This is a genomic window from Aphanizomenon sp. CS-733/32 (genome assembly GCF_028330045.1).
Taxonomy (GTDB): domain Bacteria; phylum Cyanobacteriota; class Cyanobacteriia; order Cyanobacteriales; family Nostocaceae; genus Dolichospermum; species Dolichospermum gracile.
Genome location: NZ_JAQMSE010000244.1, coordinates 46050 through 61734, shown reverse-complemented (window position 1 = coordinate 61734; position 15685 = coordinate 46050). Strand labels below are relative to the sequence as shown.

Sequence of the window (15685 nt, the reverse complement as noted above, 5' to 3'; positions counted from 1 at the left end):
TGGGTTTCGGGCATTTTAACGTGATTTTTTGATGATTTTTGAGCGCTCGCTATTGAGCAGAAGTTAATCACCAAAAGCCTGAAACGAGGGATTTTCGTTCATGCACATCATGGTGAATTTGTACAGTGCGTAAGTCCTAAAATATTGAAACTCACACTCCATACTGTTTAAACCATACCTGGAGTCTTTGCCAACCATCCTGGGCTTCTTTTTCGCGGTAAGAAGGGCGATAATCGGCAAAAAAGGCATGAGGTGCATCAGGATAAACAATTATCTCTGATTTACTGCTGCTAGATTTGAGTTTTTCTCGTATTTGTTCTACTGTGTCCACAGGAATACCTGTATCCTGACCTCCATAAAGTCCAAGCACGGGCGCTTTGAGTCCAGCAGCTATATCAATGGGGTGTTTGGGCTGTAGCTCGGTAGCATTGCCTACTAATCTTCCGTACCAAGCCACACCTGCTTTCACTTGAGGATTATGTGCTGCATATAGCCAGGTAATTCGACCACCCCAGCAAAAACCCGTAATTGCTAATTTATCAGCGTTACCTTTTGCTGATTTTACTGCCCAAGCGACAAGATCATCTAAATCTGATAACACTTGAGCATCGGGAACTTTGGCAACAATTTGACGAATTTCGTCAATGTTGCTTAATTTTGACACATCACCTTGACGGATGAACAGTTCAGGGGCGATCGCTAAATAGCCTAATTTAGCAAAGCGTCGCACAACATCCTGTATATGTTCATGTACCCCAAATATTTCTTGAATTACTAAAACAATGGGGAAATTTTCACCCTTTTCTGGTTGCGCTCTATATGCTGGAATTTCCCCATCTTTGACGGGAATTTTCACCACTCCCGCAATTAATCCTTTAGTATCTGTGGTAATCACTTTACCAAAAACAGGTTCTACCGCTAAAGCAAAACCAGTTGTTAAAGCAGCAGTAGCGATAAATTCACGGCGTGTTATTTCTTGAATCATCTTTAATTACCTTAAAAGAAACCTAACATTATCAATCTTTTTGTTGGGTTGCGCGTTAGCAAAGCTGACCGAAGGTATCGCTTAACCCAACCTACTTTTGGGAGCATCCCAAATCGTGTAAATTTATTTTTACCCAATGTCAAAGGCTGGGAAGAAAAGAACCACGAAGGACACAAAGATCACGAAGGTAAGAGAGTTACAGAGAGTTTTTGGTGTTGCTGCGGTTATTTTTTCAAAATTGGGATGCTCCCCCTACTTTTTCTTGATTGAACAGTATTCACTTAATCATTTTATTCATCTAACCGCAACATGATAAACTTCTTTTTGTAAATCAACCTCCACAATATAAGGCTCAACTGGACGTTTAAACAAAATCATTTCTTCTGCTTCATCTTTTTTCAAATTTACATGACAGAACCACTCTTCATTATTTTTATCTGGATAATCCAACCGATAATGATATAAACCCCAACGACTTTCCCGACGATATAAAGATGCTCGTGCTGCCATTTCTGCACAATCACGAATAAAATGTACTTCCATACATCGCATTAATTCATGAGGATCACACGCTCCCATTTGGGCTAAAATTTCATGATAACGCACAAAATTATTTAACCCAATTTCCATTTTATTGCCGGATTTTGGCGGTTGTAAATAATCATTCACCAGTCGGCGTAATTTATATTCAACTTGGGTATGGGGAATCCCATTAGATTGATTTAATGGCGCGTAAATTCTCGTTTTTTCAGCTTCTAAAAAATCAGTCTCAGGTTCTAAATGTTCTAAATTTTCAATATAATCTATCGCATTTTCTCCTGCTAATCGACCAAAGACAAATGCACCAATCATATAATTATGAGGAACACTGGCCATATCTCCGGCTGCATAGAGTCCAGGTACTGTAGTTTCTGCTTTTTCATTCACCCACACACCAGAAGCACTATGTCCACTACATAATCCAATTTCTGAGATGTTCATTTCTACCCCATGAGTGCGGTAATTTTCACCTCTACCCTCATGAAAACGTTCTCTACTCGGTCTTTCATTTGCCCACAAAACGGACTCAATTTCTGAAATTGTATCTTCATCCAAATGAGTCATTTTCATTTGAATTGGTCCTTTACCAGAGTTTAATTCTTTCCAAATCTCTAACATCATTTGACCACTCCAATAATCGCAATTAATGAAGCGGTTTCCTTCGGCATTGGCGGTATATGCTCCATAGGGACCTGCAACATAGGCACAGGCTGGACCATTATAATCTTTAATTAATGGGTTGATTTGGAAACATTCAATATTGCTTAATTCTGCTCCTGCATGATAAGCCATTGAATAACCATCTCCGGCATTTGTGGGATTTTCATAAGTTCCATAAAGATAGCCAGATGCAGGTAGTCCTAATCTGCCACAAGCACCTGTAGAAAGTATGACGGCTTTGGCTTGAATAACTACAAAATCACCACCGCGTACATCAAACCCAACAGCCCCAATAGCTCTACCATTTTTTACTAGTATTCTAGTTGCCATGACGCGGTTTGTGACTTTCACTTGATGACGTTTAACTTGGCGGGTAAGAATGGTTTTTAAGTCTTTACCTTCTGGCATGGGTAAGACATATTTACCTATCCGATGTACTTGTTTAACGTCATAATTACCTTGGGGATCTTTTTGGAATTTAACGCCCCAACTTTCTAATTCTTGGATAGTTTCATAACCTAATTTACCTGTTTGGTAAACGGCTTTTTGGTGCAGAATACCATCATTAGAAATTGTGATTTCGCGGACGTATTGTTCTGGGGTAGAATTGCCAGGAATGACGGCTGTATTAACTCCATCCATTCCCATAGCGATCGCCCCGCTACGGCGTATATTTGCTTTCTCTAAAATTAATACCTCAGCATCAGGATTTGCCTGTTTGGCTTTAATCCCTGCCATTGTCCCCGCAGTCCCACCACCAATTACTAAAACATCGCTCTTTAGCCACTGTGTATTGATATTTTTTACCATATAAAACTCTTTCAAGAATTTAAATTTTTTCTCACGCAGAGAAAGTCAAGGAAGATTTCTAGAAATAATTGATAATTAGCAATTTTTTTATTGCCAATTACCAATTAAGTAGGTGAACACAATAAAACCAAACTGTGTAAAGAAACGTAAAATCGCCCAACCCCTCTTCACTCTTGCCTCTTGCCTCTTGCCTTTTGCCTTGCAATAATGACAATTTTCAACGCCAACCTACTTACAAAATTATTTCTTGCCTTGCCAAACTATCTCCTTAACCTTAATTTGTTTAGGAATTAAGTTGATTTTATAGAAAGTATCAGCAATTTCTTGTTGTTTGGCAATTACATCATTGGTTAATGGCAGAACGCCATACTTGCGTCTTTTTTCTGCTACCTCTAATACAGCCGCATCTATACCCAATACAGGAGAAAGTAACTTTGCCACATCTTTAGGATTACCCTTTGCCCAATCACTGACTTTACTTACCCCAGCCAAAACAGTTTTTAAACCTGCTGGATTTTTCTGGGCAAAGGATTTAGCAGCCAAATAATAACCTCGATTGGGAGCTAGTCCAGTGGCATCGGTAAGAATACGTGCGCCCGTGGCTTTTTGAGCAGCAGCTAAATAAGGATCCCAAACCGCCCAAGCATCAACATTTCTCCCTTCAAAAGCAGCACGACCATCAGCAGGTGCGAGGAAGGTTGGCTTAATATCAGTGTATTTTAATCCGGCTTTTTCCAGTGCTTTGACTACTAAATAATTAACATTTGCTCCTTTCGCAAAAGCCACTTTTTTACCTTTGAGATCAGCTACATTTTTAATTGGTGAGTCCTTATGGACAATAATTGCTTCCGCTTTAGGTCCATAAGGGTCATAAGCAACATAAACTAGAGGAACTCCAGCCGCTTGAGCAAATACAGGGGGTGCTTCTCCTGTGTAGCCAAAATCAATACTTCCTGCATTTAAAGCTTCTAACATCGGCGGACCAGCAGGAAATTCAGTCCAAGTAACAGAAGCACCAGAGGCTTTTAAGGTTTTTTCTAATTCGCCTTTTGCTTTGAGTGCGTATAGGATAGTTGCTGCTTTTTGATAGCCAATACGAATTACTGTTTTGCTACTATTATTTTGAGCGATTGTATTTGCATTTGCCTTCTGAATTGTCCCAACATTGGGAGAAAAAACAGAAACAGCTAATGTTGAACCTAATCCAACTGTAAGTAGTAAAGAAAAAGTGCGAATGTTCGATTTTTTAAGAAACATAATCCCAACTTCAACTAATCGGAGTAAAGAGAATCTAGAAACAGATGGCGATCGGAAATCACTGCTACACAGGCAAAACTCACCTGAGTGGGTTCAAAGAGTCCGCGTAGGCGGACTTCGTTCTTATAGCCCCAGACTTCTAGTTTGAGGGCTATCTTTAGGTGAATTTATGATAAAACTACAGTATATCAATCAAGTTACCGTATTTTATTCTTAAATAATCACATAAAAGTGATTTGAATGCAAGAGGTCTATGGAAAAATATTAACCGTGCGTGTAGTCGTATACCCTTATTTGCCGTAAGATGCCAGAAAAATTAGATTTGAACAAAAGTTTTGTGGGCGAGGAAGTACAAATAGATCCTGCCAATCTTCAACAAGAAGAAGTTATCCAACTCCTGAAACAAGTAATTGAACCCACTCTAAAAAACGACATCATTAGTTTGGGAATGGTGCGAAATCTGCGGATAGTTGATCAATATATTTATTTGCGCTTGTATATAGGTTCTCGTCAGCAGCACTTAGAAGCAGAGATTAAAGCGGTATTATCATCATTAGCTTGGTGTAAAAAAACCTACATTCAAGTTTGTACAATTCCAGGGGTAAAAACGACATTAGCCATATCTAGCGGTAAAGGGGGTGTAGGTAAATCCACAACCGCAGTTAATTTAGCCGCAGCGTTGAAATTAACGGGAGCAAAAGTGGGTTTATTAGATGCTGATGTTTATGGTCCCAACGTTCCTCAGATGCTTGGATTAGGACAATCTGAAGTTACGGTTATTGATACTGCTAATGGGCAGAAATTTTTACCATTAGAAGCTCATGGTATCAAAGTCATGTCTGTAGGATTGTTAGCAGAACCGGATCATCCTTTAGCCTGGCGTGGACCTGTATTACATAAAATCATTACTCAATTTATACATGATGTTGAATGGGGAGAATTGGACTATCTGTTAATAGATTTGCCTCCCGGTACTGGTGATGCTCAAATTACGATTGTGCAAGAAAGCCCGATTTGTGGGGTGATATTGGTAACAACACCTCAACAGGTCGCTGTTGCTGATGTGCGTCGCAGTATCTATATGTTTCGCCAAGTGGGTGTTCCTGTTCTCGGTATTATCGAGAATATGAGCTATTTTATCGGCGTAAATGGGGAAGAAACTGCGATTTTTGGGAGTGGTGGCGGTGAAAAATTGTCAAATGAACTCCAAGCACCACTTTTAGGCAAAATTCCCCTTGATCCTCGTATCTGTAATGGTGGTGATACTGGACAACCTCTTACCCTTATTGACTCTAGCACAATTACAAGTCAAGTATTTATACACATTGCTGCGGCATTAGAGGCTACTTTTCTTGCTTTTTCTAGTTATTTATGATACGCTTAGTTTTAATCTACAGTATCTTGATGTAAATACCGTATTTTAAATCAACCAATGGGTGTTCACTATGGCAGATAAATTAGAAGGAAAAGTTGCTATTATTACCGGGGCTTCTTCGGGAATTGGGGAAGCTACGGCTATTTTACTCGCAGCAGCAGGGGCAAAAGTAGTAATTGCAGCCAGAAGGGGAGATAGGTTGCAGGCTGTAGCAAAACATATTACTGACAATGGTGGACAAGCATTATCCGTTATTACAGATATTACCGATGAAGCTCAAACTAGAAACCTAATCCAAAAAGCTAATGCAGAATTTGGGCGTGTAGATATTTTAGTAAACAATGCAGGTATATCATTTCCTGGCAGGATTGAAAATGCAGATCCGTCAAACTGGCGAAAAATGATTGATATTAATGTTTTAGCGTTAATGTACACAACTCACACTATATTACCTATTTTCAAAGCGCAAAAATCAGGACATATTGTGAATATTTCTTCTGTAGCAGGCCGCATTGCCCGTGCAGGAATGGCGGCTTACAATGTCACTAAATGGGGTGTAAATGCCTTTTCGGAAGCATTAAGACAGGAAGTATATCAAGATAATATCCGCGTTACTATCATCGAGCCTGGTTTAGTAGAAACAGAAATTGATCAGCATATTACCGATGTAGTAGCAAAGCAAGAAATTGCAGCCAGACGGAAAGCAATTACACCATTACAAAGTGAAGATATAGCAGCAGCAATAATTTATGCTGTTACCCAACCACAGCACGTTAATGTGAATGAAATCTTGATTCGTCCAACTCAACAAGAACGGTAATGACTATACCTGAAAATAGGTAATATTAATGTTAGAAGAAAATAGAACATCATTAAAGAAAAGCAACAAGATATTTGCTTTTTTGAGAATTTCACCTGCAATTAGATCACCCAATTTATCTGGTTTTCTCATTGGGGAAAGCGTGTCTTTTTTCGGCTCTTGGATGACACAAATTGCCTTAGTATGGCTGGTTTATCAATTGACAAATTCAGCCATGTTAGTTGGTATAGCTGGCTTTAGCAATCAAGCTATGGGTTTAGTTATTACACCATTGGTAGGAGTATTACTAGATAGATGGAATTTAAAGTATGTTTTATTAACTACTCAGATAGTATCTGTTTTTCTATCTTCATTACTAACTTTTTTAACTGTTAGTAATCAGATAAATTTTACAGATATTATAATCATTGGTATTCTTCAGGGCATAGTCAAAGCTTTTGATTTACCAGCACGTCAAGTAACTATCCCCAGATTGCTAGAAAACAGAAGTGATACTTATAGTGCAATGGCTGTGCATTCATTTTTAATTAATACAGCTAAATTTGTTAGTCCTATGATTGGGGGTTTGATAATTGCTAGAAATGGAGCAGGTTTATGTTTTTTAGTAGATGCTATTAGCTATTTGCCTTTTATATTAGCTATCTTCATCATGCGGATAAAACCAAATATCAATAATTTATCTACATCAAAATCTCCAAAAATTTGGCATAACTTAAAAGAAGGATTTATTTTTGTCTATAATTTTGTGCCTATTAAATCTATTTTAATATTGCAAATTATAGTTTGCTTTATGGCAATGACTTATGTAAATCTCATGCCAATATTTGCCAAAGAAGTCTTAAAAGGCAATGCAGAAACGATGGGTTTTTTGATGACTTCTACAGCTTTTGGTTCTATCTTTTCTGGGATTTATCTCATGCAGCGTAAACAAGTCATAGGACTAGAGAAGGTTATGGTAATTTCTACTCTAGTGCTGGGAGTATCATTAATATTATTTTCTCGTTCAACACAGCTAGAAATTTGTTTAGCATTAATCTTTATTGTGGGATTAACTAACACACTAACTCTAGCTTCAATTAGTAATTTTCTGCAAGTAATTTTAGTGGAAGAAGATAAAAGAGGACGAGTAACCAGTATATTTATGACTACTTTTTTGGGAATATTGCCTTTTGGTAATTTATTTTTCGGAGGATTAGCAAATTATATTGGTGTTGCTAATGCCTTATTATTTGGTGGTATTTGTTGTATTTTGGGAGCTTATTTTTTTGCTAGGCAAATATCAAATATTAGAAAAGTGGTAAACCCAATATATCAAAGAATGGGATTACTTTCTTAATGAGGCTAGCCATTAAGTAGGTGAACACAATAAAACCAAACTGTGTAAAGAAACGTAAAATCGCCCAAACCCTCTTCACTCTTTCCTCTTGCCTTTTGCCTTGCCATAACAGGTATTTTATTTGATATAACCTAAAGCCATAGCACCATAACCAATTAAACTACTACCTAAAACTAGCCAAGCAGCATTGATGCGGTAACGAGTAATCAAAACTGTGGAGGTGAGTGCGATCGCTATCCCCAGAATATCTACATAGGGTGGTTTTGCTATTTTTAAAGTAGCTATTCCCAGTTGCAAGGCAGCTACTACCATCAGTGCTACAGCGCTGGCATTCACAGCATCTAAAAATGATCTTGTCCAAGCAGAACTGCGTAAACGGGGAATAACCGGATTTAAGGCAGCAACGAAGAGAAAAGATGGTAGAAAAATACCAATGGTAGCTACTATCGCACCAGGTACACCAGCTAAGACATAGCCGATAAAGGTGGCAGTGGACAGCACTGGACCAGGGGTAAATTGACCAATAGCGATCGCATCTAGTAGCTGCTGTTGTGTTAACCAGGCATATTCTTGAACTAATCCCCCTTGCAAAAATGCAATTAACACATAGCCACCACCAAACAAAACACTACCAACTTTCAGAAAAAACCAACCTAATTGCCATAAAGGAACAGATGTACCTGCCACAGCACTAATTGTAGATGTTGTCTGTAAAGTTGCGCCTGTAGTTAAGACACCAATCAATAAGTTAGGTTTATTTCCCGGTGGTTTGTCTTGATTTCGAGGATGTAACCACATCATACCTAGTAATCCCCCAAACAATAGGGCAATTACTTCATTCACTTGGGAAATTAATACCAGTAATCCCACACCTATAGCAATAATCAGTAATTGACGGTTTTTCACCGCTTTTCTTGCTAAACCCCAAAGGGCATTGACAATAACCGCTAAAACAGCAGGTTTGATACCATAAAGTAAAGGTGCAATTTGGGGTAGACTACCATAATTAACATAAATCCAGGCAAATATCCCTGTTATTAAAACCGCAGGTAATATAAAACAAACACCTGAGACAATTAACCCTGGCCATCCTGCATAAATATATCCGACATGAATTGCCATTTCAGTGGAATTGGGACCAGGAATCAAATTGATTGCACCTAGTAAATCCAGAAAATGGTCTTGTGTCAACCACCGACGACGCTTCACTACTTCATCTTCAATCATGGCAATATGGGCAACTGGGCCACCAAAGCCAATAACACCCAGTTTAAAAAAGAGTGTAGCTATTTCACTCAACCGACTAAATAAGTTGTACGGCATAGCTTGCGTAATCTACGTTAAAAATGTAAAAGCCAACTTACGTTAACCTATACTTATTTTATATTTATTATTTAATAACCAGCAGTTTTATCTACCACATTGCGTAAAGACTTACCTTGACAATAGCGGTTGAAATTGTCAAGAAATAGGGCAAGTGTTCTCTCTTTAACTCTAGGAGAATTTCCAGAACAATGGGGGGTAATAAATACATTTGGTAATGTCCACAAAGGACTCTGTGCTGGTAATGGTTCTGTAAATACTGTATCTAAAGCCGCCCCAGCAATCCAGCCTTCCTGTAAAGCTGTAGCCAGTGCTGATTCATCAACAATTGCTCCCCGTGCAATATTAATTAAATAGGAATCAGTGCGGAATAATCCCAAGGTTTCTACATCAATCATTCCCTTTGTTTCTGCTGTTAAAGGAGTAGAAATCACCACAAAATCTGCTTCTGGAAGTAATTCTTTCCACTTGTTAGCACCGACTACTTTATCAAAATTTGGTAATGGTTCTGGATGACGACAACTACCAAAAATACGCATTCCAAATGCTTTAGCACGAACCGCAATTTCTTGACCAATTCCACCAGCACCGATAATTAATAAAGTTTTGTCGAATAATTCTTGAATTGGTAAACCTCTTTGCCAATTATGCTGATTTTGTAGTTTATATAAACTTGGTAATCGTTTAGAATAAGCCAGTAAATAAGTAATCACAAATTCAGCAATAGGAATACCATGAACCCCCGCACCATTAGTTAGAATTAAATCTCTTTCTAAATATTTTGGTGTCAAAATATGATTTACACCTGCATTTGGGGCATGATGCCAACGCAATAAAGGCGCAGCATCTAATACTCGATGTAAAGTATTTTGTTGGAGATAAAACCAACTAAAATAAATTTCTGCATCTGTGGCATCACCATCTATATTACCCTCACTATCTACACGCACTACAGTAGTATTTTCAGGTAAATGCGGCTCAATTTCATGAGCAATTTCTACTGGTAAAATCAGTTTCATAATTGATAAATTGGATGATTTTTGATGTTCTATTTCATCTTCTGCAACAATTTATATGTTGAGTCTTCTTTAGCTGTGGTTGTAACAGATTTTCCCCAACCGATATTTTTACGATAGCTGCCTAAAAGTTTAGCTTCTTCTAATAATTGTTCGTTAATTCCTGTTAATGGTTCTACTTCTGGGGCAACATACAGCGCATCAACCGGACAGTATAATTCACACATAAAACAGGTTTGACAATCACTTTGTCTAGCAATAGTCGGAGGTGCATCTGGTACTTTATCAAAAACATTTGTTGGGCAAACTTTAACGCAAAGATTACATTGAATGCACCGGGATTCACTAACTAATTCAATCATTTCCAAAACCACCAAAATTAATATGAATGTAGGTTGGGTTGAGGAACGAAACCCAACATTATCAAAACTTGTGTTGGGTTTCCTGGTGTCAACCCAACCTACTATTTACACAGTTACCAGTTCTTTTGTTTTTACTTCCTGGATAGGTGCAGCTTTTACCCAAACTTGATCTAAACCACCACTAATTAAATGATGTTGTTGGTTAGTATCCTGTTCTGGATAATCTAAATGTTTGTGCATTCCGCGTGTTTCTTTGCGTTCCAAGGCACTGCTATACATCCATCTGGCTGTGGCTACCATTCCCGCAGCTTCCCTTGTGCGGACAATATGACTATTATCTGCACTTTGACTATTGCGAATTTCATCCCAGAGAGAATGTAATCTTTGCAATGATTCCGTTAAAGTTTGTTCATTACGGAAGTAGTTTCGATTGTATGGGAAAACTTCCGCTTGAGTGGCTTTGATGATGTCTTCACTATGAATTAGTTTTTCACTACCAGAAATAAATCCTACACCACCTACGGCTTGAACTGGTCTTTGGTTAGCTTCTACACCTAAATTGTGGGAGTATTCAGCCGCAGACTGTCCTGCCCAATACCCTGAAGATAGCGCCCAAGCGGCGTTATGACTACCACCACCAGTAAAACCACCACAAATTAATTCTCTTGTGGCTGCGTCACCAGCAGCATAGAGTCCACGCACAGAAGTAGCACAAGTATAATCGGTAATTCTAATGCCACCTGTACCCCGAACTGTCCCCTCTAAACGCAAGGTGACAGGGAAACGTTGAGTAAAGGGATCAATACCAGCACGATCAAAAGGTAGGAAGAAATTGGGTTGAGATAAACGCATTGTCACCCGCATTTCTGATGATGCTTTGTCTATAATGGCGTAAACTGGCTGAGTTAGCAAAGTTTCGGCAATGACAGAACGCCCTTTTTGCGAACCAGCACCGGGGATAGGTGTACCATCTTCGTAGGTGAAAGTTGCCCAATTATAGAATAGGGTTTTAGTTACAGAAGAAAAAGCAGGTGCGATGCCATAGGCGTTGGAAAACTCCATTCCCGACATATCTGCACCCGCTTCGGCTGCCATGAGATATCCATCCCCTGTTAGCACATTGCAACCCAAGGCTTTACTCAAGAAAGCACAGCCTCCGGTAGCAATGATCACTGAATGCGATCGCACAATCCACTTTTTACCAGTCTGACGGTTAACTCCCGTCGCCCCAGCTACAGCACCTTCTGCATCTACCAATAGCTGCAAAGCCGGACTGTGATCTAAAATTTTCACCCCTACCCGTTTTATTTGTTGCCGCATCAAGCGCATATATTCTGGACCTTGCAGACTGCGCCGATAGGGTTTACCTTCTTCATCTGTAGGGAAAGGATAACCCCAATCAGCTAGTTGGTTGACGTTCGCATAAGTTTGATCTAGGACCCGTTGCATCCAATCACGGCTAGATAAAAATCCTCCTAAAGCCTCTCTAGAAGCCATTGCTGCTTCTCGACTGTCGGGTTCTGGTGGAACATACCACACACCGTTACCCGAAGCGGCTGCACAGCCACTTGTACCACAATAGCCTTTATCTACTAAAACCACTTTTGCACCACCATTAGCAGCACTCCACGCTGACCAAGTTCCAGCAGGTCCGCCCCCAATTACTAATACATCAGCTAATAAGGTTTGATCAACATCGCTATCTTGCGAAAATAATTGTTTTTGAGTCATGGAAATTCCTCTTTTTTGTAACATTAATTAACGGAAGGAAACCCAACAAAATTCTGAAAATGTTGAGTTGCTGTCGCTTAACCCAACCTACGCAATAACTTAAACTCCTGGTGTACTGCCACCATCAATTTGAATTTCTGCACCAGTAATAGAAGCAGCTAAATCAGAAACTAAAAATAAAGCTAAAGCTGCGATTTCTTCAGGGTTGACGATTTTTCCTAAAGGAATTGATTTCACTGCTTGGGCTTTATATTCATCCACAGTAATACCCAAACTATCGGCATTTTGGACAGCTAAAGTTTTCGCTCGTTCTGTGTCTGTTAATCCTGGAGAAATGGCATTAATTCTAATATTATCTAGGGCTAATTCTTTAGAAATGCCTCGTGTAAAGTTCAACAATGCAGCATTTGTAGTTCCTCCTGGTAAGAAATTAGGACGGGGTGTCCTTCCAGCACCACCAATAATATTAATAATGCGTCCATCACCCTGTTTTTTTAAATGAGGTATAACTGCTCTCACAAAGCGAATATAACCCAAAAGTTTTAAACTCCAAGCGTCTAGAAATGCTTGATCACTCAATTCTAAAAATGACCCAGCACGGGCTGAACCAGCATTATTAATTAAGATGTCAATTTTACCGAATTTTGCAATTGTTGTAGAGATAACTTTCTCAACATCTTCTGCTGTAGTTAAATCAGCACTAACACCAATAACTTTAGCATTTGCATTATCTAAAGATTGAATATCAATTACTGCTTGCTCAAGTTTTTCTTGATTGCGAGCCGCAATAACTACATTTACACCTTCACTATACAAAGCTTTGGCGGTAGCTAACCCAATTCCTGCACTACCACCTGTAACAATTGCTGTTTTACCTGATAGATTTAGTTCTAAACTCATAGAAATTGTACCTGATAAATTTACCCAGAGGATTCAAAAACACAAATAGATATTTTGTGGTAATTAACGTCTCTACAAAGAACTTTGTCTCGCTGCAAACTTTTCTAATAGAAATTGCTTGAGATGTGGCTGTTCTAAATTAATTCCTAATTCATTAGCTTTTTGAGCAATTTGTTCATAAGTTAAACCCGCTTGAATTGCTTCTGCAATTAAGGCTATTCCTCCCGCTCTCGCACCACCAGCACAGTGAATTAAAATTGGTTTAGGCAAATTTTCAATTTCTTGAATCGCCTCTTTTGTTAATTCTTGATTTGGTTCTTGAGGATTTAAGGGAATGTTTGTATATTCTAATCCTACAATTTGTGCTTCTTGCTTTTCATCATGGAAAAAGCCATTTTCATCAGGAGAACGTAAATTCAAAACTGATTTAAAACCGTCAATTGCTAATTGTTTTAATTCCTCGGATGAAATTTGTCCAGCAATACTCAAATTTTCGCTAACCTTTTTTAAGTCACTCATTTTAATTCCTCTTGGTGTGAAACAAAATTAATACATAGATGCTAAAACCTTACCTGCTGCGGCTCGTAATGCGGTTGCAGCACCAGCACTCATATCTCGTGGCGCACAAATCCTATTTCTCACATAAGCTAGTGTAATAGCCCCTGTAGCTGCGATAATGGGGTCTATACTTTCTTTACCTCCAGTTCTTCCTCCTGGTAATAGTTTGTTATTGCCATTAAGGAGATAATCAGCTAATAATCGTAGGTGAAAATCAACAGAGTCCTTAATTATTGAGATATCACCTAAAGATTGAACTCCTGAATTTTTAAGAATATCGCTAATAGCAACTTCTCGATTATCACTTAATCGTTCTGCTGCTTCGGCACGATATTCAATAAATTCAGCATCAGCTAAATCTAAAGGTAAAGGACTACCAATAGGTTCTACGCCAAATCTCCGCCGTAAAAGTAAATTATTCGTAATATTGTCTGATTTAACTCTGTTGTAAGCAGGACGTTTTTTAAGTGCTGCAAACCAAACATTAATGAGAGGAAAACGAGGATTTCTTTTGATGTGATATCCTCTATATACTGGTAAATTAGCCGCCAATCTATCTAAATGGGGACTATACATAATATCTACCAGGCTAAATGTTGATAAAAAATAGGGTTTTGGATATCTTCCTAAAGTTTTTTCAATTTCATCTAATTTAGCTTCAAATTCTGCCTGTAAATTTGCTAATTCTTTGGCATCTTCTGGAGGTTGTCTCAAGAATTTATAGGCAATATCCCGAAAACCGTTAGTTTCTGCATCTTCAACCCATTGTCTAGCCAGAGCATTTTCTTCTGGATTTTCAGGTAACAGTGTTTCGCCAAAGTGTTCTTCCAATTCTAAAAGAATATCTTTTGATTCATAAACGAATTTGCCCTCAATATTTGCTGCGGGGACAAGGGCTGTTGGCACTAAATCTGTGTACCATTTCGGTTTATTACTCAGATCAATAAATTCTGTTTCAAAGGGAATTTGTTTTTCTTCTAAGGCAAACCAAACTCGTTCACAGAAAGGACACCAAGAGTTACTATCTCTATATAACAATACTGGCGGTTTTTTCTCCGGGGAAAGTTTATGTAAACTGCTAGGAATAGGAGCAGTAGAAGGTGCTTGTCCTGGTCTTTTAACTCGACGGGCGGGGGTATTTTGTCGAGCTTTTTCTAATAATTGATCCCAACTGGATATGGTAGTGCTTGCAATAGACATTTCTTACCTCGCCTTATTTGGAACGCCAGAAAATACAAATAGTTTTTCTTCTTTGGGTGTAGGTAGATTTTCACCTAAATAACGATGAATCCCTACTCCCATATCTCCTGTTGCTGTGAGTTTAAAGTTAACTTCCTCAAATCCAAAATTACGGAAGTATTTACGCACGGTTTCTGAGTAAGCAATACCGTTAGAATGTCCACGAGTCCAGAGAACAAAAGCACCTTTTTTACTCAGAAAGCTCAAATTCCCTAATAAACGATTGAGTTCATTTTCATCAGCTAAATTGCCAAAAATCCCACAAACAATCACAATATCTGCTGGTACTGCTCCTACATAATTATCAGCAGCAGTTGCATCACCATTGATAAACTCAATTTGTTTTGTTAGACCCAATGATTCTATAGTTGCACGTCCACGTTCAACTAACTCAGGATTGATTTCTACTAATCTTGCATATACATCTTTAGTACGGGGATGATTTGCTAAAGTTCCTAATAAATCTCGCCCATCACCAGCGCAAGCACTAACTACCCGAATAGCCCCTGTTGAGGAGTTATCTAAACTATAGGAAATATATTCCCGCACGATTTCTAGACGCTGCTGTAATTTTGGTTCGCTATTGTAAAGATCGTGCCATTCTAACCAATCTTTTGGCATAAAAGAAGATTCCCGATTGCTAAAAATTCAGATTTTCAACAGTGTATATCATCACTATAACATAAAACTACGGTAAGCTTATTGAAAAACCGTAGATTAAATATAAGCACAGACTACCATGTCAATTTGGAAAAGATCAAGTAGTTAGATAA

Annotated in this window: 14 protein-coding genes; 3 read left to right on the top strand and 11 right to left on the bottom strand. The window is 38.5% G+C overall.

The window, feature by feature from the left end; genetic code table 11:
* Window positions 1–151: 151 nt before the first annotated feature.
* The 3 genes from PN471_RS21460 to PN471_RS21450 form a co-directional block, all read right to left on the bottom strand.
* The gene (locus tag PN471_RS21460; protein ID WP_271778567.1) at window positions 152–982 is read right to left on the bottom strand and encodes a dienelactone hydrolase family protein; all 831 of its coding nucleotides are present in this window, start codon (window positions 980–982) and stop codon (window positions 152–154) included.
* Between the two features lie 297 nt (window positions 983–1279).
* Window positions 1280–2995, bottom strand: a complete 1716-nt coding sequence (locus PN471_RS21455) for a fumarate reductase/succinate dehydrogenase flavoprotein subunit (protein WP_271778565.1) — start codon at window positions 2993–2995, stop codon at window positions 1280–1282.
* 240 nt (window positions 2996–3235) lie between these two features.
* Window positions 3236–4252 (bottom strand): sulfonate ABC transporter substrate-binding protein, encoded by a 1017-nt coding sequence (locus tag PN471_RS21450; RefSeq protein ID WP_271778564.1) that lies wholly within the window; start codon window positions 4250–4252, stop codon window positions 3236–3238.
* 304 nt (window positions 4253–4556) lie between these two features.
* Between PN471_RS21450 and PN471_RS21445 the strand changes: the two genes are divergently transcribed.
* From PN471_RS21445 to PN471_RS21435, 3 genes are all read left to right on the top strand, one after another.
* Window positions 4557–5627, top strand: a complete 1071-nt coding sequence (locus PN471_RS21445) for an Mrp/NBP35 family ATP-binding protein (RefSeq protein WP_271778563.1) — start codon at window positions 4557–4559, stop codon at window positions 5625–5627.
* A gap of 70 nt (window positions 5628–5697) precedes the next feature.
* Window positions 5698–6447: an SDR family NAD(P)-dependent oxidoreductase gene (locus PN471_RS21440; protein WP_027401224.1), complete on the top strand. Its 750-nt coding sequence runs from the start codon at window positions 5698–5700 to the stop codon at window positions 6445–6447.
* Window positions 6448–6475: 28 nt separating this feature from the next.
* Window positions 6476–7783, top strand: a complete 1308-nt coding sequence (locus tag PN471_RS21435) for an MFS transporter (RefSeq protein ID WP_271778562.1) — start codon at window positions 6476–6478, stop codon at window positions 7781–7783.
* Between the two features lie 117 nt (window positions 7784–7900).
* Here PN471_RS21435 and chrA read toward each other — a convergent pair whose 3' ends face one another.
* The 8 genes from chrA to PN471_RS21395 form a co-directional block, all read right to left on the bottom strand.
* The gene (gene chrA / locus PN471_RS21430) at window positions 7901–9106 is read right to left on the bottom strand and encodes a chromate efflux transporter (protein ID WP_271778561.1); all 1206 of its coding nucleotides are present in this window, start codon (window positions 9104–9106) and stop codon (window positions 7901–7903) included.
* Window positions 9107–9177: 71 nt separating this feature from the next.
* On the bottom strand, window positions 9178–10125 hold the full coding sequence (locus PN471_RS21425; RefSeq protein WP_271778560.1) for a D-2-hydroxyacid dehydrogenase: 948 nt from the start codon (window positions 10123–10125) through the stop codon (window positions 9178–9180).
* A gap of 29 nt (window positions 10126–10154) precedes the next feature.
* Entirely contained in the window at window positions 10155–10484 is a 330-nt protein-coding gene (locus tag PN471_RS21420; protein ID WP_271778559.1) for a 4Fe-4S binding protein, read from the bottom strand.
* A 105-nt stretch (window positions 10485–10589) separates the two neighbouring features.
* Window positions 10590–12215, bottom strand: coding sequence for an FAD-dependent oxidoreductase (locus tag PN471_RS21415; RefSeq protein ID WP_271778558.1), 1626 nt, complete (start codon window positions 12213–12215; stop codon window positions 10590–10592).
* A gap of 99 nt (window positions 12216–12314) precedes the next feature.
* Complete coding sequence (locus tag PN471_RS21410) at window positions 12315–13115, bottom strand: SDR family oxidoreductase (protein ID WP_271778557.1); 801 nt, start codon at window positions 13113–13115, stop codon at window positions 12315–12317.
* A 72-nt stretch (window positions 13116–13187) separates the two neighbouring features.
* Window positions 13188–13634, bottom strand: coding sequence for a beta-lactamase hydrolase domain-containing protein (locus PN471_RS21405; protein ID WP_271778556.1), 447 nt, complete (start codon window positions 13632–13634; stop codon window positions 13188–13190).
* Window positions 13635–13661: 27 nt separating this feature from the next.
* Window positions 13662–14873 (bottom strand): glutathione S-transferase family protein, encoded by a 1212-nt coding sequence (locus tag PN471_RS21400; protein ID WP_271778555.1) that lies wholly within the window; start codon window positions 14871–14873, stop codon window positions 13662–13664.
* Window positions 14874–14876: 3 nt separating this feature from the next.
* Entirely contained in the window at window positions 14877–15533 is a 657-nt protein-coding gene (locus PN471_RS21395; protein WP_271778554.1) for a class I SAM-dependent methyltransferase family protein, read from the bottom strand.
* Window positions 15534–15685: the final 152 nt, after the last annotated feature.